Annotated in this window: 16 protein-coding genes; all 16 read left to right on the top strand. The window is 64.9% G+C overall.

Features of this window, described 5'->3' with window-relative positions; translation table 11 throughout:
* Positions 1 to 121: 121 nt before the first annotated feature.
* The 16 genes from hutU (at position 122) to LT948_RS08975 (ending at position 21,290) form a co-directional block, all read left to right on the top strand.
* A complete protein-coding gene (gene hutU, locus LT948_RS09050) occupies positions 122 to 1,801 on the top strand; it encodes a urocanate hydratase (protein ID WP_003095958.1) in 1,680 nt (559 codons plus the stop codon).
* Between the two features lie 107 nt (positions 1,802 to 1,908).
* Positions 1,909 to 3,351, top strand: a complete 1,443-nt coding sequence (locus LT948_RS09045; RefSeq protein WP_023085825.1) for a purine-cytosine permease family protein — start codon at positions 1,909 to 1,911, stop codon at positions 3,349 to 3,351.
* A 96-nt stretch (positions 3,352 to 3,447) separates the two neighbouring features.
* Positions 3,448 to 4,977 carry a histidine ammonia-lyase gene (gene hutH / locus LT948_RS09040; RefSeq protein WP_033995326.1) on the top strand — a complete coding sequence of 510 codons (1,530 nt, stop codon included), beginning with the start codon at positions 3,448 to 3,450 and terminating at the stop codon, positions 4,975 to 4,977.
* Positions 4,978 to 5,039: 62 nt separating this feature from the next.
* Positions 5,040 to 6,443: an amino acid permease gene (locus LT948_RS09035; protein ID WP_015503788.1), complete on the top strand. Its 1,404-nt coding sequence runs from the start codon at positions 5,040 to 5,042 to the stop codon at positions 6,441 to 6,443.
* A 117-nt stretch (positions 6,444 to 6,560) separates the two neighbouring features.
* Positions 6,561 to 7,529 (top strand): ABC transporter substrate-binding protein, encoded by a 969-nt coding sequence (locus LT948_RS09030; protein WP_033956330.1) that lies wholly within the window; start codon positions 6,561 to 6,563, stop codon positions 7,527 to 7,529.
* A 24-nt stretch (positions 7,530 to 7,553) separates the two neighbouring features.
* Positions 7,554 to 8,405, top strand: a complete 852-nt coding sequence (locus LT948_RS09025; RefSeq protein WP_003095946.1) for an ABC transporter permease — start codon at positions 7,554 to 7,556, stop codon at positions 8,403 to 8,405.
* Entirely contained in the window at positions 8,402 to 9,232 is an 831-nt protein-coding gene (locus tag LT948_RS09020; RefSeq protein ID WP_003135837.1) for a quaternary amine ABC transporter ATP-binding protein, read from the top strand. The genes LT948_RS09025 and LT948_RS09020 overlap by 4 nt, the downstream gene beginning before the upstream one ends.
* Positions 9,229 to 10,761 (top strand): HAL/PAL/TAL family ammonia-lyase, encoded by a 1,533-nt coding sequence (locus tag LT948_RS09015; protein WP_003101754.1) that lies wholly within the window; start codon positions 9,229 to 9,231, stop codon positions 10,759 to 10,761. Before LT948_RS09020 ends, LT948_RS09015 begins: the two co-directional genes overlap by 4 nt.
* Positions 10,758 to 11,966, top strand: coding sequence for an imidazolonepropionase (hutI, locus tag LT948_RS09010; protein WP_003141827.1), 1,209 nt, complete (start codon positions 10,758 to 10,760; stop codon positions 11,964 to 11,966). The genes LT948_RS09015 and hutI overlap by 4 nt, the downstream gene beginning before the upstream one ends.
* Positions 11,959 to 12,759: an N-formylglutamate deformylase gene (hutG, locus tag LT948_RS09005; protein WP_003117997.1), complete on the top strand. Its 801-nt coding sequence runs from the start codon at positions 11,959 to 11,961 to the stop codon at positions 12,757 to 12,759. Before hutI ends, hutG begins: the two co-directional genes overlap by 8 nt.
* Before the next feature lie 269 nt (positions 12,760 to 13,028).
* Positions 13,029 to 15,401, top strand: a complete 2,373-nt coding sequence (locus LT948_RS09000) for a type VI secretion system Vgr family protein (RefSeq protein ID WP_033995324.1) — start codon at positions 13,029 to 13,031, stop codon at positions 15,399 to 15,401.
* Positions 15,398 to 17,635 (top strand): type VI secrection system-dependent phospholipase D effector PldB, encoded by a 2,238-nt coding sequence (pldB, locus tag LT948_RS08995; RefSeq protein WP_033995322.1) that lies wholly within the window; start codon positions 15,398 to 15,400, stop codon positions 17,633 to 17,635. Before LT948_RS09000 ends, pldB begins: the two co-directional genes overlap by 4 nt.
* Entirely contained in the window at positions 17,636 to 18,505 is an 870-nt protein-coding gene (locus LT948_RS08990; protein WP_232197075.1) for a tetratricopeptide repeat protein, read from the top strand.
* Between the two features lie 159 nt (positions 18,506 to 18,664).
* Positions 18,665 to 19,534 carry a tetratricopeptide repeat protein gene (locus tag LT948_RS08985; protein ID WP_079381377.1) on the top strand — a complete coding sequence of 290 codons (870 nt, stop codon included), beginning with the start codon at positions 18,665 to 18,667 and terminating at the stop codon, positions 19,532 to 19,534.
* Positions 19,535 to 19,542: 8 nt separating this feature from the next.
* Positions 19,543 to 20,412, top strand: coding sequence for a tetratricopeptide repeat protein (locus LT948_RS08980; RefSeq protein WP_073657494.1), 870 nt, complete (start codon positions 19,543 to 19,545; stop codon positions 20,410 to 20,412).
* A gap of 8 nt (positions 20,413 to 20,420) precedes the next feature.
* The gene (locus tag LT948_RS08975) at positions 20,421 to 21,290 is read left to right on the top strand and encodes a tetratricopeptide repeat protein (protein WP_071536226.1); all 870 of its coding nucleotides are present in this window, start codon (positions 20,421 to 20,423) and stop codon (positions 21,288 to 21,290) included.
* Positions 21,291 to 21,350: the final 60 nt, after the last annotated feature.

The following is a 21,350-nucleotide window of genomic DNA, read 5'->3' as shown; positions in this document are numbered from 1 at the left end:
ATACTTGTATGTACAAGCATAGATGTGTTCGGTAGACCCAGCCCGACCTCTGCTTCGTCCCCGAATTCAGGCGCACCCTCGCGGGGCGCCGCCCGTTGAACGCCACGCCCAGGAGCCTGCCGTGACCACCCCGAGCAAATTCCGCGATATTGAAATCCGCGCCCCGCGCGGCACTACGCTGACCGCCAAGAGCTGGCTGACCGAAGCGCCGTTGCGCATGCTGATGAACAACCTCGACCCGGAGGTCGCGGAGAACCCCAGGGAACTGGTGGTTTACGGCGGCATCGGCCGCGCCGCGCGCAACTGGGAGTGCTACGACAGGATCGTCGAGACCCTCAAGCAACTGAACGACGACGAGACCCTGCTGGTACAGTCCGGCAAGCCGGTCGGCGTGTTCAAGACCCACGCCAACGCGCCGCGGGTGCTGATCGCCAACTCCAACCTGGTGCCGCACTGGGCGACCTGGGAACACTTCAACGAACTGGACGCCAAGGGCCTGGCGATGTATGGCCAGATGACCGCCGGTTCGTGGATCTACATCGGCAGCCAGGGCATCGTCCAGGGCACCTACGAAACCTTCGTCGAGGCTGGCCGCCAGCATTACGACGGCAACCTCAAGGGCCGCTGGGTGCTTACCGCCGGCCTTGGCGGCATGGGCGGCGCCCAGCCGCTGGCGGCGACCCTGGCCGGCGCCTGTTCGCTGAACATCGAGTGCCAGCAGAGCCGCATCGACTTCCGCCTGCGCAGTCGCTACGTCGACGAGCAGGCCAAGGACCTGGACGACGCCCTGGCGCGGATCCAGCGCTACACCGCCGAAGGCAAGGCCATCTCCATCGCCCTGCTGGGCAATGCCGCCGAGATCCTTCCGGAACTGGTTCGCCGCGGCGTACGCCCGGACATGGTCACCGACCAGACCAGCGCCCATGATCCGCTCAACGGCTACCTGCCGGCCGGCTGGAGCTGGGAAGAGTACCGCGACCGCGCGCAGACCGACCCGGCCGCCGTGGTCAAGGCCGCCAAGCAGTCCATGGCGGTACACGTGCGGGCCATGCTGGCGTTCCAGCAGCAGGGCGTGCCGACCTTCGACTATGGCAACAACATCCGCCAGATGGCCAAGGAAGAGGGGGTGGCCAATGCCTTCGATTTCCCCGGCTTCGTCCCGGCCTACATCCGCCCGCTGTTCTGTCGCGGCATCGGTCCGTTCCGCTGGGCCGCGCTGTCGGGCGACCCGCAGGACATCTACAAGACCGACGCCAAGGTCAAGCAACTGATCCCCGACGATGCCCACCTGCACCGTTGGCTGGACATGGCCCGCGAGCGCATCAGCTTCCAGGGCCTGCCGGCGCGCATCTGCTGGGTTGGCCTGGGGCTGCGCGCCAAGCTCGGCCTGGCCTTCAACGAGATGGTGCGCAGCGGCGAGCTGTCCGCGCCGATCGTCATCGGCCGCGACCACCTCGACTCCGGCTCGGTGGCCAGCCCCAACCGCGAGACCGAGGCCATGCAGGACGGCTCCGACGCGGTGTCCGACTGGCCGCTGCTGAACGCCCTGCTGAATACCGCCAGCGGCGCCACCTGGGTCTCGCTGCACCACGGCGGCGGCGTGGGCATGGGCTTCTCCCAGCACTCCGGGATGGTGATCGTCTGCGACGGTAGCGACGAGGCCGCCGAACGCATCGCCCGCGTGCTGACCAACGACCCGGGGACCGGGGTGATGCGGCACGCCGACGCCGGCTACCAGGTCGCCATCGATTGCGCGAAGGAGCAGGGCCTGAACCTGCCGATGATCACCGCCCAGCGCTGACCTCGGAAACCGCCTCCACGCCGGCGGGGCGTGGGGGCGGCCGCCCACTGTCCCGACCAGGCCACAACAAGAATGGCGGCGCGCGAGCCGCAGCGGAGTACAGCAGCATGACCCAGGGCAGCGACAGCAAGCCACTGATCGAACGGCGCTCGATCGACTACATCCCGGCGAACGAGCGTCACGGTCGCCTCTACAGCCAGTTCACCCTCTGGCTGGGGGCTAATCTACAAATCACCGCCATCGTCACCGGCGCCCTCGCCGTGGTCCTCGGCGGCGACGTGTTCTGGTCGCTGGTCGGCCTGCTCATCGGCCAGCTCCTCGGCGGTGCGGTGATGGCCCTGCACGCCGCGCAGGGGCCGCGCCTGGGGCTGCCGCAGATGATTTCCAGCCGGGTGCAGTTCGGCGTCTACGGCGCCTGCATCCCGATCGCCCTGGTGTGCCTGATGTACCTGGGCTTCACCGCCACCGGCACGGTGCTTTCCGGCCAGGCCATCGGCCAGCTCACCGGGCTCAGCGACAGCGCCGGGATCTTCATCTTCGCCGCCTTCATCGTCCTGGTGACGGTGCTCGGCTATCGCGTCATCCACATCATCGGGCGGATCGCCAGCGTCCTCGGCATCATCGCCTTCGTCTACCTGTTCAGCCGCCTGATGCTGCTCAGCGACATCGGCGATCTGCTCGCCATCCGCCACTTCAGCTGGGCCTCGTTCCTCCTCGCGGTGTCCCTGGCGGCGTCCTGGCAGATCGCCTTCGGCCCCTACGTGGCCGACTATTCACGCTACCTGCCGGCGTCCACCTCGTCGTGGAAGACCTTCCTCGCCGTCGGCCTCGGCTCGGTGCTCGGCGCCCAGGCCTCGATGGTCCTCGGGGTGTTCTCCGCAGCCCTGGCCAACGGTCAGTTCGCCGGCCGCGAGGTGGCCTACATTGTCGGCCTGGGCAGCAGCGGGACCGTCGCCGCGCTGCTCTACTTCAGCATCGCCTTCGGCAAGGTGACCATTTCCACGCTGAACTCCTACGGCAGCTTCATGTGCATCGCGACCATCATCAGCAGCGTACGCGGTCAACTGGAGATCACCCGCCTGCAACGCCTGTTCTTCGTCCTCGCGATCGTCGGCGCCTCGACGCTCATCGCGCTGCTCGGCCAGCACTCGTTCCTCGCTGCGTTCAAGTCCTTCATCCTGTTCCTGCTGACCTTCTTCACCCCGTGGAGCGCGGTGAACCTGGTCGACTACTACTTCATCACCCGCGAGCGCTATGACGTGCCCGCGCTGGCCGACCCCGACGGCCGCTACGGTCGCTGGAACCTGCCGGGAATCGCCGTCTATACCCTCGGCGTGCTGGTGCAGATGCCGTTCCTGGCGACCACGCTGTACACCGGACCGATGGTCGAGCACCTTGGCGGCGTGGATATCTCCTGGATCATCGGCTTGCTGGTGCCGGCGGTCCTCTACTACCTGGTGGCGCGGCGCAAGGCCACGCGCCAGGCCCCGGCGCGAATGATCCTGCCGGCCGATCCCGGCGCCTTCGAACGTCCCGCGCACGGGGCCTGAGACGAATTTCCAGGGCGGCGCGGCCGCCTTCAATCCCATGAAACGCCGCCGGCGGACGGCGCTGCCGAGCCCGCCGAACCGAACAAGGAGCCTTCGATGAGCCTGCATCTGAAACCCGGCCAGCTGACCCTGGCCGACCTGCGCCAAGCCTACCTGGCCCCCGTGCGCCTGAGCCTGGATCCCAGCGCCGACGCGCCGATCGCCGCCAGCGTCGCCTGTGTCGAGAACATCATCGCCGAGGGTCGCACCGCCTACGGCATCAACACCGGCTTCGGCCTGCTGGCCTCGACGCGGATCTCCCCGGCCGACCTGGAGAAGCTCCAGCGCTCCATCGTCCTGTCCCATGCCGCCGGCGTCGGCGAGGCGCTGGACGACGCCATGGTGCGGCTGGTCATGCTGCTCAAGGTGAACAGCCTGGCTCGCGGGTTCTCCGGCATCCGCCGCAAGGTGATCGACGCGCTGATCGCGCTGATCAACGCCGAGGTCTATCCGCACATCCCGCTGAAAGGCTCGGTGGGCGCCTCCGGCGACCTGGCGCCGCTGGCGCACATGTCGCTGGTGCTGATCGGCGAAAGCCGGGCGCGCCATCGCGGTGAGTGGCTGCCGGCCGCCGAGGCGCTGGCGGTGGCCGGGCTGGAGCCGCTGACCCTGGCGGCGAAGGAAGGCCTGGCCCTGCTCAATGGTACCCAGGTGTCCACCGCCTACGCGCTGCGCGGGTTGTTCGAGGCCGAGGACCTGTTCGCCGCCGCCACCGTCTGCGGCGGGCTCAGCGTCGAGGCCATGCTCGGTTCGCGGGCGCCGTTCGATGCGCGCATCCACGCCGCGCGCGGCCAGCGTGGGCAGATCGACGTGGCCGCGGCCTATCGCGACCTGCTCACCGCCAGCAGCGAGGTGGCGCGTTCCCATGAGAAGTGCGACAAGGTCCAGGACCCCTATTCGCTGCGTTGCCAGCCGCAGGTGATGGGCGCCTGCCTGACCCAGATGCGCCAGGCCGCCGAGGTGCTGGAGAACGAAGCCAACGCGGTGTCCGACAACCCGCTGGTATTCGCCGCCGAGGGCGACGTGATCTCCGGCGGCAACTTCCACGCCGAACCGGTGGCGATGGCCGCCGACAACCTGGCCCTGGCGCTGGCCGAGATCGGTTCGCTGTCGGAACGGCGCATCTCGCTGATGATGGACATGCACATGTCGCAGTTGCCGCCGTTCCTGGTGGCCAACGGCGGGGTCAACTCCGGCTTCATGATCGCCCAGGTCACCGCCGCCGCGCTGGCCAGCGACAACAAGGCCCTGGCCCATCCGGCCAGCGTCGACAGCCTGCCGACCTCGGCCAACCAGGAAGACCACGTGTCGATGGCGCCGAACGCCGGCAAACGGCTCTGGGCGATGGCCGAGAACGTCCGCGGGATTCTCGCCGTGGAATGGCTGGGCGCCTGCCAGGGCCTGGACTTCCGTGAGGGCCTGAAGAGTTCGCCGAAGCTGGAGCAGGCTCGCCGCCTGCTGCGCGACAAGGTGCCGTACTACCAGGAGGATCGCTTCTTCGCCCCTGACATCGAGGCCGCCAGCCAGTTGCTCGCCAGCGGTTGCCTGAACGCGCTGCTGCCGGCCCGGCTGTTGCCGAGCCTTTGATACCCGCCCCCGGCCGCTCGGCCGGGGCGCTCCAGCAAGAACAACAACAGGAGAGCCGAGGGATGACGCACGACACGGGGCTTCGGCGCGGGCTGAACGCCCGTCATATTCGTTTCATGGCACTGGGGTCGGCGATCGGCACCGGCCTGTTCTACGGTTCCGCATCGGCCATCCAGATGGCCGGGCCGGCGGTGCTGCTGGCCTACCTGGTCGCCGGCGCGGCGGTGTACATGGTGATGCGCGCGCTCGGCGAGATGGCGGTGCACGAGCCGGTGTCCGGCTCGTTCGGCCATTACGCCAGCAGCTATCTCGGCCCCCTGGCCGGGTTCGTCACCGGCTGGACCTACGCTTTCGAGATGATCATCGTCTGCCTCGCCGATGTCACCGCGTTCGGCATCTACATGGGGTTCTGGTTTCCCGACGTGCCGCGCTGGATCTGGGTACTGTCCATCGTGCTGTTCATCGGCGGGCTGAACCTCTGCCATGTCAAGGTCTTCGGCGAGCTGGAGTTCTGGCTGTCGCTGGTCAAGGTCGGCGCCATCGTCGCGATGATCCTCGCCGGGCTCGGCATCATGTTCTTCGGCTTCAGCCTGGACGGCGCGGCGACGTCCGCCACCGGCGTGCACAACCTGTGGCAGCACGGCGGCTTCCTGCCCAACGGCTGGGCCGGGCTGGTCGCCTCGCTGTCGGTGGTGGTGTTCGCCTTCGGCGGCATCGAGATCATCGGCATCACCGCCGGCGAGGCACAGGACCCGCAGCGGGTGATCCCGCGGGCGATCAATGCGGTGCCGCTGCGCATCCTGCTGTTCTACGTGCTGACCCTGTTCGTGCTGATGGCGATCTTCCCCTGGCAGCAGATCGGCAGCAACGGCAGTCCCTTCGTGCAGATCTTCGACGGCCTGGGGATCGAGTCGGCCGCGGCGATCCTCAATGTCGTAGTGATCACCGCGGCGATCTCGGCGATCAACAGCGACATCTTCGGCGCCGGTCGCATGCTCTACGGCATGGCTCGCCAGGGCCAGGCGCCGGTCGGCTTCTCGCGGGTGTCGCGGCACGGCGTGCCGTGGATGACCGTGCTGCTGATGGCGGTGGCCCTGCTGCTCGGCGTGGCGCTGAACTACCTGATCCCGCAGAGCGTATTCCTGCTGATCGCTTCCATCGCCACCTTCGCCACCGTGTGGGTCTGGCTGATGATCCTCCTGGCCCAGGTCGGCATGCGCCGGCGCATGGGGCCGCGCCAGGTCGCCGCGCTGAAGTTCCCGGTGCCGCTGTGGCCATTCGCGCCGGCGGCGGCGATCGTCTTCATGCTGTTCATCTTCGTGGTGCTCGGCTATTTCCCGGACACCCGCCCGGCCCTGTGGGTCGGGGCTATCTGGATCGCCTTGCTGGTGATCGCCTACCGGCGCTGGGTCAGGCCGAAGGGCGATGCCGCGCATGGCGTGCTTCAGGCCCAGGGAGGGCTGTGACGGAACCGACGGCGGCCTGAGCCGCCGGCCAATAACAATGATCGAGGCCGTTCCCCCGGGCGCGGCCCGCAGGTTTTCCAACTGCCTTTCCCAATCGTGCATCTGGAGCGTCGAACCATGCGATACAAGAAGTCGATGTTGAGTGTTATCTGTGCCCTCGGCCTGCTCGCCGCCGCGGCGGGCGCCCAGGCGGAAGGCTGGTGCGAGTCCGGCAAGGCGGTGAAGTTCGCCGGGCTGAACTGGGAGAGCGGGACCCTGCTCACCGAGCTGATGCAGTTCGTCCTGGCCAAGGGCTACGGCTGTACCACCGACAGCCTGCCGGGCAACTCGATCACCATGGAGCAGGCGCTGAGCACCAATGACATCCAGGTCTTCGCCGAGGAGTGGATCGGCCGCAGCGACGCCTGGAACAAGGCCGCCGCGGCCGGCAAGGTGGTCGGCGTCGGCGAACCCATCGTCGGCGCGGTGGAGGGCTGGTACGTGCCGCGCTACGTGATCGAGGGCGACCCGCAGCGCAAGCTCGAGGCGAAGGCGCCGAAGCTGCGCTCTATCGCCGACCTGGCGCAGTACGCCGAGGTCTTCCGCGACCCGGAAGAACCGGGCAAGGGGCGCTTCTACAATTGCCCGGCCGGCTGGACCTGCGAGCTGGAGAACAGCGAGATGCTGAAAAGCTACGGCCTGGAGGAGACGTTCACCAATTTCCGTCCGGGCACCGGCCCGGCACTGGACGCGGCGGTGCTGTCGAGCTATCGGCGCGGCGAGCCTATCCTGTTCTACTACTGGTCGCCGACGCCGCTGATGGGCCGTGCCGACCTGGTGCGCCTGGAGGAAAGGCCCGGCGTCGACAAGCGCATCAGGATCCAGGTCGGCCTGTCGCGGACCTTCCACGACCAGGCGCCGGAGCTGGTGGCGGTGCTGGAGAAGGTCAACCTGCCGGCGGAGCTGCTGAACAGCGACCTGGCGCGGATGGCCAAGGACAGGATCGATGCAGCGCGCCTGGCGCGCGAGTTCCTCAAGGAGCACCCCGAGGTCTGGCACGCCTGGGTCGACGAGGACGCGGCGAAGAAGATCGAAGCGGCACTCTGAACCCACGACCGACGAGAGCAGACCATGTTTCCCGAACGCCTGACATTTTCCATCGCCGACTGGGTCAACGCTTGGGTCGACGCCCTGGTGACCAACTACGGCGACCTGTTCCGCAAGATCTCCGACACCCTGCTGTGGGCCATCGTCAACCTCGAAGGGCTGCTCCGCGCCACGCCCTGGTGGCTATTGCTGGCGATCGTCGCGGCGATCGCCTGGCACGCCACCCGGCGCCTGCTGCCGACCCTGGTGATCACCGGCCTGCTGTTCCTGGTCGGCGCCGTCGGCCTCTGGGACAAGCTGATGCAGACCCTCGCGCTGATGCTGGTGGCGACCTTCATCTCGGTGCTGATCGGCATCCCCCTGGGCATCCTCGCCGCGCGCAGCAACCGCCTGCGCGCGGTACTGATGCCGCTGCTGGACATCATGCAGACCATGCCCAGCTTCGTGTACCTGATCCCGGTGCTGATGCTGTTCGGCCTGGGCAAGGTGCCGGCGATCTTCGCCACCGTGATCTATGCCGCGCCGCCGCTGATCCGCCTCACCGACCTGGGCATCCGCCAGGTCGACAGCGAGGTGATGGAGGCGGTCAACGCCTTCGGCGCCAACCGCTGGCAGCAGCTGTTCGGCGTGCAGTTGCCGCTGGCCCTGCCGAGCATCATGGCGGGGATCAACCAGACCACCATGATGGCCCTGTCGATGGTGGTGATCGCTTCGATGATCGGCGCCCGCGGCCTCGGCGAAGACGTACTGGTGGGCATCCAGACGCTGAACGTGGGCAAGGGCCTGGAAGCCGGCCTGGCGATCGTCATCCTCGCGGTGGTGATCGACCGCATCACCCAGGCCTACGGCCGTTCCCGGCACGAGACGAGCAAATGAGCGGTGCGCAGATGAACAAGATCGAAGTGAAGAACGTGTTCAAGATCTTCGGCCCGCGCGCCGATGCCGCGCTGGCGCTGATCCGCCAGGGACGCAGCAAGGCCGAAGTGCTGGCGCAGACCGGCTGCGTGGTCGGCGTCAACGACCTGTCGCTGACCATCGGTGCTGGCGAGATCTTCGTGATCATGGGCCTGTCGGGTTCCGGCAAGTCGACCCTGGTGCGCCATTTCAACCGCCTGATCGACCCCACCAGCGGCGAGATACTGGTGGATGGCGAGGACATCCTGCGCTACGACATGGAAGCCCTCCGGCAATTCCGCCGGCGCAAGATCAGCATGGTGTTCCAGAGTTTCGGCCTGCTGCCGCACAAGAGCGTGCTCGACAATGTCGCCTACGGCCTGAAGGTTCGCGGCGAAAGCCGGGCGCAGTGTCACGAGCGGGCCCTGCACTGGATCGCCACGGTGGGCCTGAAGGGCTACGAGAAATCCTATCCGCACCAGCTTTCCGGCGGCATGCGCCAGCGCGTCGGCCTGGCCCGCGCGCTGGCCGCCGACACCGAGATCATTCTCATGGACGAGGCCTTCAGCGCCCTCGACCCGTTGATCCGCGCGGACATGCAGGACCAGTTGCTGGAACTGCAGAAAACCCTGCACAAGACCATCGTCTTCATCACCCACGACCTCGACGAGGCGGTACGCATCGGCAACCGCATCGCGATCCTCAAGGACGGCCAACTGATCCAGGTCGGCACACCACGGGAAATCCTCCACCAGCCGGCCGACGACTACGTCGACCGCTTCGTCCAGCGGCGGGTGGCGAACCTATGAGCGACCTACCGAGCGTCGTGTTCGGCGACGGTCCGCTGCGTTGGCAGGAACTGGTCGCGGTGGCCCGGCACGGTGCGCGCCTGGAACTGTCGGCGGCGGCCTGGGCACGGATTGACAACGCCCGCGCCATCGTCTGCCGTATCGTCGCCAATGGCGAGCGTGCCTACGGCATCAGTACCGGCCTCGGCGCGCTGTGCGACGTCCTGCTGGAAGGCGAGCAGCTCGCCGAGCTGTCGCGCAACACCTTGCTCAGCCATGCCTGCGGGGTCGGCGAGCCGCTGCGCGACGAACAGACCCGGGCGATCATCTGTGCCGCCGTCGCCAACTACAGCCAGGGTAAGTCCGGGCTCGACCGTTCGCTGGTGGAAGGGCTGCTGGCGCTGCTCAACCACGGGATTACCCCGCAGGTGCCGGCCCAGGGCTCGGTGGGCTACCTGACCCACATGGCGCACGTCGGCATCGCCCTGCTCGGCATCGGCGAGGTCAGCTACCGCGGCAGCGTCGTGCCGGCCGCCGCCGCGTTGGCGGCGGAAGGCCTGGCGACGGTGCGCCTGGGAGCCAAGGACGGGCTCTGCCTGGTCAACGGCACGCCGTGCATGACCGGCCTCGCCTGCCTGGCCCTGGACGACGCGCAGCGCCTGGCGCAGTGGGCCGACGTGATCGGGGCGATGAGCTTCGAGGCCCTGCGCGGCCAACTGGCGGCGTTCGACGCCGAGATCGTTGCGCTCAAGCCGCATCCCGGGATGCAGCGGGTCGCCGCCAATCTGCGGGCCTTGCTGGCTGGCAGCCAGGTGCTGGAGAACGCCCGCGGCATCCGCACCCAGGATGCCCTGAGCATCCGCTCGATACCGCAGATCCATGGCGCCTGCCGTGACCAGTTGGCCCACGCGGCGCGGCAGATAGAGACCGAACTCAACTCGGCCACCGACAACCCGCTGCTGCTGGGTACGCCGGAGGCCTACCGGGTGGTATCCCAGGCCAATCCCCACGGCGAATCGGTGGCGATGGCCGCCGACCTGCTGGCGATCGCCGTGGCCGAGCTGGGCGGGGTCGCCGAGCGGCGCCTGGATCGCCTGGTCAACCCGCTGGTCAGCGGCCTGCCGGCGTTCCTGGTGGGCAAGCCGGGAGTCAACTCGGGGATGATGATCACCCAGTACGTCGCCGCCTCCCTGGCCGGCGAGAATCGCCAGCTGGCGCAGCCGGCGGTGGTCGACAACTTCGTCACCTCGGCGCTCCAGGAGGACCACCTGAGCCTCGGCACCAGTGCCGCGCTCAAGCTTGGCAGGGCCCTGGAGAACCTCCGGCGGATCCTCGCCATCGAGTACCTGCTGGCCGCCCAGGCCTTCGAATTCCTCGCCCCGCAACGCTTCGGCCAGGGCACCGCGGCGGCCTGGGGCATCCTGCGCGAGCGCGTGCCCGCGTACGACACCGACCGCTGGCTGGCTCCTGACATCGCCAGCGCGGCGGCCATCCTCGGCGAGCGGAAGAGTCTCGCCCGGCTGGCCGCGAGCATAGGAGACCTGCAATGAAACGACTCTGGCAGCATTGCCATGCCGCCACCCTCAAGGGCGGCAAGTACTCGATCGTCGAGGACGCCGCCCTGGTCACCGACGGTCCGCTGATCCACTGGATCGGCCCGCGCGCCGAACTGCCGCCCGACGACTACGCCGAACGCATCGACCTCGATGGCGCCTGGCTGACCCCGGGGTTGATCGACTGCCACACCCACGCGGTGTTCGGCGGCAACCGCAGCGGCGAATTCGAGCAGCGCCTGGAGGGCGTCAGCTACGCCGAGATCGCCGCCGCCGGCGGCGGTATCGCCAGCACCGTACGGGCCACCCGCGAGGCCAGCGAGGAAGAATTGCTGGCCAGCGCGCGCAAGCGCCTGGACCCCTTGCTGCGCGACGGCGTGACGGCGCTGGAGATCAAGTCCGGCTACGGCCTCGACCTGGCCAGCGAACGCAAGATGCTACGAGTCATCCGCCGCCTCGGCGAACGCCTGCCGGCGACCGTGCGCAGCACCTGCCTGGCCGCCCATGCGCTACCGCCGGAATACGCCGGGCGCGCCGACGACTACATCGAGCATATCTGCTCGACGATGCTCCCCGCGCTGGCCGGAGAGGGACTGGTGGACGCGGTGGACGCCTTCTGCGAGCACCTGGCGTTTTCCCCGGCGCAGGTCGAGCGGGTATTCATCGCCGCCCGCGAGCTGGGCCTGCCGGTGAAGCTGCACGCCGAGCAGCTATCCTCGCTGCACGGTTCCAGCCTGGCGGCGCGCTACCGGGCTTTGTCGGCCGACCATCTGGAGTACATGACCGAGGACGACGCCCGGTCCATGGGCGAGGCGGGCACCGTCGCGGTGCTGCTGCCGGGCGCCTTCTACCTGTTGCGCGAGACCCAGCTGCCGCCGATCGATGCCCTGCGCCGGCACGGCGTGGCCATGGCCATTGCCAGCGATCTCAATCCCGGCACCTCGCCAGCGCTGTCGTTGCGCCTGATGCTGAACATGGCCTGTACCCTGTTCCGCCTGACCCCGGAGGAGGCGCTGGCCGGCGTCACCCTGCACGCCGCCCGGGCGCTGGGGCTGGAAGCCCGCCACGGCAGCCTGGAGGTTGGCAAGCTGGCCGACTTCGTCGCCTGGGACATCGAGCGTCCGGCGGAGCTGGCCTACTGGCTGGGCGGCGATCTGCCGAAACGCGTCATTCGCCACGCCGAGGAGGTATACCGTGGATGAAGTCCTGAGTTTCAAGCGCGGCCGCGTGCCGCTACTGATCAGCATGCCGCACCCCGGCACGCGCCTGACCCCGGCGGTGGACGCCGGCCTGGTGGAGGAGGCGCGGGCGCTGACCGATACCGACTGGCACATTCCCCGGCTCTACGATTTCGCCGAGGAACTGGGCGCCAGCACCCTGGCTGCCCACTATTCGCGCTATGTAGTCGATCTCAACCGCCCTTCCGACGACAAGCCGCTGTACAGCACCGCCACTACCGGCCTGTATCCGGACACCCTGTTCGACGGCCGGCCGCTCTACCGCGAAGGCATGGCGCCGTCCGCCGAGGAACGCATGCGCTACCTGGCCGAAGTGTGGACGCCCTACCACCGGACCATCGCCGAGGAACTGGCGCGGCTGAAGGCCGAGTTCGGCTACGCGCTGCTCTGGGACGCCCACTCGATCCGTTCCCACGTGCCGCACCTGTTCGACGGCCGACTGCCCGACTTCAATCTCGGCACCAACGCCGGCGCCAGTTGCGATCCAGCGCTGGCGGCCCGCCTGGAGGCGGTCTGCGCTGCCGCCGAAGGCTACAGCCATGTGCTCAACGGGCGCTTCAAGGGCGGCCACATCACCCGCCACTACGGCCAGCCGGAGCAGCACGTCCATGCCGTCCAGCTGGAGCTGGCGCAGTGCACCTACATGGACGAGCAGGCCCCGTTCGCTTACCGCGCGGACCTCGCCGAAGCGACCCGCGCGGTCATCCGCGAACTGCTGGAAAGCCTCCTCGCCTGGGGGCACGAGCGCTACGCCTGAGGCGCTCGAGGCGGCGGACGCCTGGCCCGTCCTGGCGGACGTGAATGCCGCGGATGGGGTGGGGCGTCCGTGTCGGCATTCTGGAAATTTTCTGTTACAAATTTATTGAGGTCAGCGTTGATGCGGCCGGGAGGCCGAGTGCGCAAAGAGTTGCACAACTGTTCTCCTCTATCCTCTCGGCCAGCATTTCCATCGCGCGGGCGCAGGCGCGTCGCGCCCGGAACCGAATACGCCAGGAACGCACGGCTGCGTTTCCAAGAGGACAGTGAATGTTCGCCCCCGCCAACCAGACGCACTTCAGCCTTCGCATCGAAAACCTCCGGCACGACTTCCAGGTACTCGCCTTCCGCGGTCGCGAAGCCATCAGCCAGCCCTTTCGCTTCGACCTGGAGCTGGTCAGCGAGCGATCCGACCTGGACCTCGACGCGCTGCTGCACCAGCCGGCCTTCCTGATCCTCTCGCCGAGCGGGCAAGGGGTCCACGGACAGCTCACCAGCATCGCCCAGGGGGACTCCGGCAAGCGCCTGACCGGCTATCGCGCGACCCTGGAGCCGCGCCTGGCCTACCTGGGGCTGTGCAGCGACCAACGCATCTTCCAGCGCCTCAGCGTGCCGGAAATCATCGGCCGGGTGCTGGAGGGCCACGGCATTCTCGCCGACGCCTATCGCTTCCAGCTGGGCCCGACGCCGTACCCGGCCCGCGAATACTGCACGCAGTACGACGAAACCGACCTGGCGTTCCTCAGCAGGCTCTGCGAGGAGGAAGGCATCCATTACCACCATGAGTTTTCTGCCCAGGGCCATGTGCTGGTCTTCGGCGACGACCAGACCTCCTTTCCGCGGCTGCAACGCCCCGTCGCCTACGTGCAGGACGCCGGGCTGGTCGCCGACCAGCCGGTGGTCAAGCGCTTCGGCGTGCGCTTCGACACCCGTGCCAGCCGGGTTACCCGGCGCGACTACGACTTCGAGCAACCCGCGTTGCAGATGCAGGCCGCCCATGGCCCGCAGCCCGGGGCGCAGCAACCGGACCTGGAGGACTACGACTATCCCGGCCGCTTCACCCACCGCGAGCGCGGCAAGCACCTGAGCCGGCGCGCGCTGGAACGGCATCGCGCCGACTACCTACAGGCCAGGGGCGAAAGCGACGAACCGGCGCTGCTCAGCGGACACTTCCTGACGCTGTCCGCGCATCCTCGCGGCGAATGGAACGATCTCTGGCTGCTTACCGAGGTTCTCCACGAAGGGCGGCAGCCGCAGGTACTGGAAGAGTCGATCGACAGCGACGTCGCGCAGGGCCGGGGCGATTTCCGCCAGGGCTATCGCAACCGTTTCGTCGCCACTCCCTGGAGCGCGCATTTCCGCCCCCCGCTGGAGCATCCCAGGCCACGCGTGCTGGGCTGCCAGACAGCGGTCGTGACCGGCCCCGCCGGCGAGACCATCCACTGCGACCAATACGGCCGGGTCAAGGTGCAGTTCTTCTGGGATCGCCTCGGCCAGGCCGACGACAACACCAGTTGCTGGTTGCGCGTCGCCTCCAACTGGGCGGGCAAGCGCTATGGCGGCGTCGCCATCCCGCGGGTGGGCATGGAAGTCCTGGTGGGTTTCCTGGAGGGCGATCCGGATCAGCCGCTGGTCACCGGCTGCCTCTACCACAGCGAAAACCGGGTGCCCTACGAGCTGCCGCAGAACAAGACCCGCAGCGTTTTCAAGACCGACAGCTACCCCGGCGGCGGCGGTTTCAACGAACTGCGCATCGAGGACCGCAAGGGCCAGGAACAGATCTTCGTCCACGCCCAGCGCGACTGGGACGAGAACATCGAGCACGACCAGAAGATCCGCGTCGGCCACGAGCGCCACGACACGGTCGAGGGCGATAGCTACAGCGAGTTCAGGGCCGAGGAACAGCGCACGGTCCATGCCGACCGCAAGGTCGAACTGAAGGCGGCCGACCACCTCAGCGTCGCCGACGCGTTGCACCTGAGGATCGGCACCGGCCAGTTCGTCGAGGCGGGCGACGAGATCCATTTCAAGGCCGGCGACAAGGTAGTGATCGAGGCAGGCATGGAGCTGACCCTAAAGGGCGGTGGCAGCTTCGCCAGGCTCGACCCGGGCGGTGTCACCCTCGACGGCGCCCAGGTGATGATCAACAGCGGCGGCAGCCCCGGCATCGGTAGCGGCGTTCGCGCGCTGTCGCCGCTGCAACCGCTCGCGGCCGACGCCGCGGCGGCGGGAGGCGCCTTGTTGGGAGCCATCGCCCAGAAGATCGGCGAAGCGCCGCAGAAACTCCTGCGTTTCGAACTCAGTCCGTTGCCCGGCGTGCCATCGGCGGCCAGGCAACCGTATCGGCTCTACGCCAACGGTGCCTTCAAGGAGGAGGGCATCGCCGACGAAGGCGGCGCAATCAGCTTCGAACCGCTGCCGGGCGAACGCACCTATCGCATCGAGACCGCCAATGGCCACGCCTACGAAGTGGATATGGTCGACCAGCCGGACGCACTGCAGGCCGACGATCGGCTCGCCCAGCAGGGGTTCCGCGACTACCGGGCGGAAATGCCCCAGCACAAGCCGCGTTCCGCCCCGGACGCCTACCGGCGCGACGCCTCGCGGCCCGGCGCCGCCGACAAGGATGACCCCACGCCATGAGCGACCTGTACAAACCGCAGACCCTCAAGCTGTACGCGCAACAGGCCGGCAGCGTCCGGCTGACCCTCGACTGGTTCGCCAACAAGGCTTTCTACCCGCCGCGCGCGGGTGTGCACATCAATCCGCTGATCAATGGCCAGGCGGCCTTCGACGCGGTGCATGCGGCGATGGAAGCGGCCCGGCACAGCATCGACATCATCACCTGGGGCTTCGACCCGGCCATGCGCTTCAAACGCCCCGACGGACCGCGAATCGGCGAATTGCTGCAGACGAAGGGCCGCGAAGGAGTGCAGGCGCGAGTGCTGGTCTGGAGCAACCAACTCGCCAGGCTCAAGGAAAACACCATCCCCGGGGCCGGCGTCGGCGGTTCCGGCGGCACCTGGGCGGGCTCGGGCGTCGCCAGCGGCAGCGCGGTGGACAACGAGGTGCTGCGGCTGGAGCAGCGGCGCCAGCATAACCTCAACCTCATCGCGCGGCAGAAGGAAGCCCTGGAGCGCTCGGAACGGCTGCACCGCGAAGGCAGGCTGCCGAGCTTCGACCCGCGGGGCGCCGCCCACGCGCGGACGCGCATCGCCGAGCTGGAGGTGGAGAACGCCGAGATCCAGCGCACTCTCGACAGCAGCGAGGCCCAGGGCTACGGCGGCAAGCGCGGTTCCGGCGGCACCCGCCAGGATCCCTGGGGGCAGATATTCACCCGCGACTGGTTCAAGGCGGTACGCGGCGGTGGGTTGCAGAACGTCGAGTTCCGTACCCGCGACTTCGAGCAGACGGCCAGGCCGGTGATGAACGGCGAGCAGGTGCGCCTCGTCAATGGGCGACTGCAAAGCCTGATCCACCTGCTGCGCGCCGATGGCATCGACGACCTGGGCATCGGCCAGTTGCTGGTACTCACCCAGTTCGCCAGCCATCACCAGAAGATGGTCCTGGTCGACTATGGCAGCCCGCAGGCCATCGGCTTCGTCATGGGTCACAACATGCACCGCAACTACTGGGACACCAGTGCCCACCTGTTCGACGACCGCGCCGCCGGTCGCGATCCCGGGTTCGGACCCTGGCAGGATATCTCCATGCAGGTCCAGGGACCGGTGCTGGCCGACCTCAGCCGCAACTTCAGCGAGGCCTGGGACCTCGAGACGCCGTGGTACAAGCGCTGGTTCTCGACGCCATCGCTGACCGCCGAGCGCGACGCCTTGCCGCTGCCGAAGATCGCCACGCCCGCCAGCAACAGCGTCGCGCAGATTTGCCGGACCCAGCCGCAGGACGACGAGCGCTCGATCCTGGAGCACTATCTCAAGGCCCTGGGCAATGCCACCGACTACGTCTACATGGAAAACCAGTACTTCCGTTATGCCGGCTTCGCCGAGCGCCTGCGGAAGACTGCGCAGGTGCGCAAGGCCCGGGGCGTGCCCGGCGACCTGTACCTGTTCGTCGTGACCAACACCCCCGACTCCAGCGACGCCTCGAAGACCACCTACGACATGATGAAAGGCCTGGGCCAGGAGCAACTGATGCCGCAGGTACAGCGCGACCTGGCGCATGACTTGCGGGAAAAGCGGGAGCAGTTGAAGCAGGTCAGGGAAAACCTACATCCCGATCCCTATGTCCGGCGCGGCCAGGAAAACAACATCGAACGGCTGGAGCGCAAGATCGAGGCGCTCGAAGAGAAAGGCGTGACGCCGGAAGTCGAGCAACGCCTCGGCGATCTCGGCGCGCAGGAGATTCCCGGACTGGCGAAGAACACCGGCGAGGACGACAAGCCCTATCAACTCGCCGAAGTACCCGGCCTCAAGGTGGTCGTCGCCACCCTGGCCACCAGCGACCCCGCCCCCGGCAGCCCGCCGCCAGCGCGCCTGTCCGCCGAAGCCGAGGCCGCCCTCGGGGCACCACCGTTGAAGGCACGCTACAAGCACATCTACGTGCACTCCAAGCTGCTGCTGGTGGACGACCTCTATACCCTGCTCAGCTCGGCCAATATCAATGTCCGCAGCATGCATGGCGACAGCGAGTTGGGGATTGCCCAGCCCAATCCGGATTTGGCGAGGGCGATGCGGGAGGAGTTGTGGGAGCTACATGCCCAGAAAGTGGCTGCGACAACCGAAAAAAACTTCAAACTCTGGAATCAGAAAATGGATGCGAATTGGAGACAGCAACGTAAAGACGAGCCTTTGGTAGCTAACTTGCTTCGCTTCTGGGATGTCGTGACACCTTATAGCCCCGGTCTCACGGTGGACTGAATGATGCGTCCATTATGTTTTTTTCTCTTGATTTTTTTGTTGTCGGGAAACCCTGTCATGGCGGCTGAACTACGACCTTTTATATGCGTTAACGAAAAAGACCATTTGCCATCTCTAGATCCTCAGGCTGATGCATGGTATCGGGAGGCAGTAGCTCTCGCCAAGCCCGATACCCTGCGTCCCTGGGATCGTATCGTCGATCTATACAGTAAGGCAGTTGAGCGTGGTCACTGGAAGGCTATGCATAACTTGGCGAGCCTCTATCGTACCGGTTGGCCAGGCGGTGTGGAGAAGGATACTCAGAAAGCTCTAGATCTCTACCAGAAGATGATCGATTTGAAGGTTCCTCAAGGTTTCTACGATATGGCGGCAATGATCGGAAATCGTGCTGGCGTCAAGAATCCTGCGACTGATGGACTTACTTTTCTCGATAAGGCTGCAAGCTTGGGTAATCCACCAGCATTAACTGAGTTAGGAAGGCTATATATATATGTTGCTGGTCAGGATGAGTTGGGGCTGAAATATACGAACTGTGCTGCAGGCCAGGGCTATGCTCCTGCCAATTACGAGCTGGCGATGTACTATCGTTTGGTGGCACATAACTACCCAAAGGCGGCAGGCTATTACCTTCTTGCTGCAAGCCAAGGAAATGATGATGCTGCCTTCTTCATGTCCGGAGTTTTTGATAAGACTAGTCCCGATGTTGACAGAATGTGGTACGCCCCCGATGAGAAGCTGCACAAACTATATGATGGTATTTACGATCAACTTGCCGCTGATCCTGATTTGCGTTTTCCCAACTTGATAAAGGACCATCCTCTGCCTCCTCACCCGACCCAGGGCTACGACNATGTGGTACGCCCCCGATGAGAAGCTGCACAAACTATATGATGGTATTTACGATCAACTTGCCGCTGATCCTGATTTGCGTTTTCCCAACTTGATAAAGGACCATCCTCTGCCTCCTCACCCGACCCAGGGCTACGACGCAGATCGGCCCGACTGGAAACCGGGGCAGTGATGCGGCTGATGGCTATTGGACTTTGGACCGTGCTCTGTCTTGCAGGTGTCCCCGTGATGGCCAACAGCAAACCATTTGTCTGCGCTAATGAAAAAGACCATCTGCCGCCGTTGGATCCGCAAGCCGATGCTTGGTACCGCGAAGCAGCAGCCTTGGCCAAGCCCGATACTCTGCGGCCCTGGCGCCGTATCGTCGAGCTTTACAGCAAGGCAGTGGAGCGCGGGCATTGGAAGGCGATGCATAATTTGGCGAATCTTTATCGCACAGGGTGGCCCGGAGGAGTAGAAAAAGATACGCAGAAGGCATTGGATCTCTATCAAAAGATGATCGATCTGGAGGTGCCCCAAGGGTTCTATGATATGGGAGCAATGATCGGCAATCGTGCAGGGGTCATGAATCCTGCAACTGGCGGGCTTACTTTTCTTGATAAGGCTGCTAGCCTAGGAAATCCGCCGGCACTAACCGAGCTAGGTAAGCTCTATATATATGTGGCCAAAAAAAAGGATTTGGGGTTGGCGTATACTCACTGTGCTGCTAGCCAGGGCTATGCGCCGGCTAGTTATGAGTTGGGGGCGTATTACAAGATAGTAGAACATAATTTTCCAAAAGCACTGGGTTATTATCAGGCGTCAGTCTCTCAGGGCGGAAAGAGTGCGGCTTTATTTATCTCCGGTGTTTTTGATAAAGCCAGTCCTGATGTCGATAGAATGTGGTACGCACCCGATGAGAAATTGCGCAAATTATATGATGGTATTTACGATAAACTTGCCGCTGATCCTGATTTTCGTTTTCCCAACTTGATAAAGGACCATCCTCTACCTTCTCACCCGACCCAGGGCTACGATGCAGATCGGCCCGACTGGAAACCGGGGCAGTGATGCGGCTGATGGCTATTGGACTTTGGGCCGTGCTCTGTCTTGCAGCCGTTCCCGTGATGGCCAACAGCAAATCATTTGTCTGCGTTAATGAGAAAGACCATCTGCCGCCGTTGGATCCGCAAGCCGATGCTTGGTACCGCGAAGCAGCAGCCTTGGCTAAGCCCGATACTCTGCGGCCCTGGGGCCGTATCGTCGAGCTTTACAGCAAGGCAGTGGAGCGCGGTCATTGGAAGGCGATGCATAACCTGGCAAATCTCTATCGAACGGGGTGGCCTGGTGGAGTAGAGAAGGATACACAGAAAGCTCTGGATATTTACCAGAAGATGATCGACCTAGGAGTACCCCAAGGTTTCTATGACATGGGGGCAATGATCGGTAATCGTGCCGGTGTTAAGAACCCTGCTACCGATGGTCTGACCTTCTTGGATAAAGCCGCTAGTTTGGGGAGCCCGCCAGCACTGACTGAGTTGGGTAAACTCTATATTTATGTGGCCAAGGAAAAGGAATTGGGGCTGGCGTATACCAGTTGTGCTTCCAGTCAAGGTTATGCTCCGGCGAGCTATGAGCTTGGAAGCTACTATGAGTTGGTTGAACATAATTATCCAAAGGCACTTAGCTACTATCAAGTCTCCGTCTCTCAAGGCGGCAGGAGTGCAGCCTTTTTTCTCTCGCGCGTCTTCGGAAAGAGGACGCCTCCTTCAAGTGCAATGTGGTATACGCCGGATGAAAAGCTTGAGAAATTCTACTACTCCCTCTATCTGCAAATTGATGCCGACTCCGATCTTCGTTTTCCCAATTTGGTAAAAGATAACCCCTTGCCACCCCACCCCGTCCAGGGCTACGACGCAGCTCGACCCGACTGGAAGCCGGGTCAGTGATTCGGCTAATGGCTATTGGAATATGGGCTGTACTTTGTCTCGCGGCAGTTCCCGCTATGGCTGACAGCAAGCCTTTTGTCTGCGTTAACGAAAAGGACCATCTACCCCCTCTGGACCCGCAGGCCGATGCTTGGTATCGCGAAGCGGCGACCCTGGCCAAGCCCGATACCTTGCGTCCGTGGCCTCGTATCGTCGGGTTGTACAGCAAGGCGGCCGAGCGCGGCCACTGGAAGGCCATGCACAACTTGGCGAATCTTTATCGTACAGGGTGGCCCGGAGGAGTAGAAAAAGATACGCAGAAGGCATTGGATCTCTATCAAAAGATGATAGATCTGGATGTGCCTCAGGGGTTCTATGATATGGGAGCAATGATTGGAAATCGCGCCGGGGTTAAAAACCCTGCAACTGACGGACTTACTTTTCTTGATAAGGCTGCTAGCCTAGGAAATCCGCCGGCACTAACTGAACTAGGTAAGCTTTATATATATGTGGCCAAAAAAAAGGATTTGGGGTTGGCGTATACTCACTGTGCTGCTAGTCAGGGTTATGCGCCGGCTAGTTATGAGCTGGGGGCGTATTACAAGATAGTAGAACACAATTTCCCAAAGGCACTTGTTTATTATCAGGTGTCAGTCTCTCAGGGGGGCAAGAGCGCGGCTTTTTTCCTATCACGAGTCTTCGGAAGTGAGACTCCCCCTGCAAGTGCAATGTGGTACGCCCCCGACGAAAAGTTGCGAGAAGCGTATTATTCAATCTACAAAAAGCTTGAAGCTGACCCCGACTTACGTTTCCCCAATCTTATAGAGGACTATCCTCTGCCTCCTCACCCCACCCAGGGCTACGACGCGGACCACCCAGACTGGAAGCCGGAGCGGTAAGTACGCGAGGCGTGGGCCAGAACGACGTCCAAGGTTTCCAGCGGCAGTCCAGGCGGCAAA

Origin of the sequence: Pseudomonas sp. CP-1 (genome assembly GCF_021213715.1) — a bacterium.
Classification (GTDB): Bacteria; Pseudomonadota; Gammaproteobacteria; order Pseudomonadales; family Pseudomonadaceae; genus Pseudomonas; species Pseudomonas aeruginosa.
This window is presented reverse-complemented; position numbering and strand designations above follow the sequence as displayed.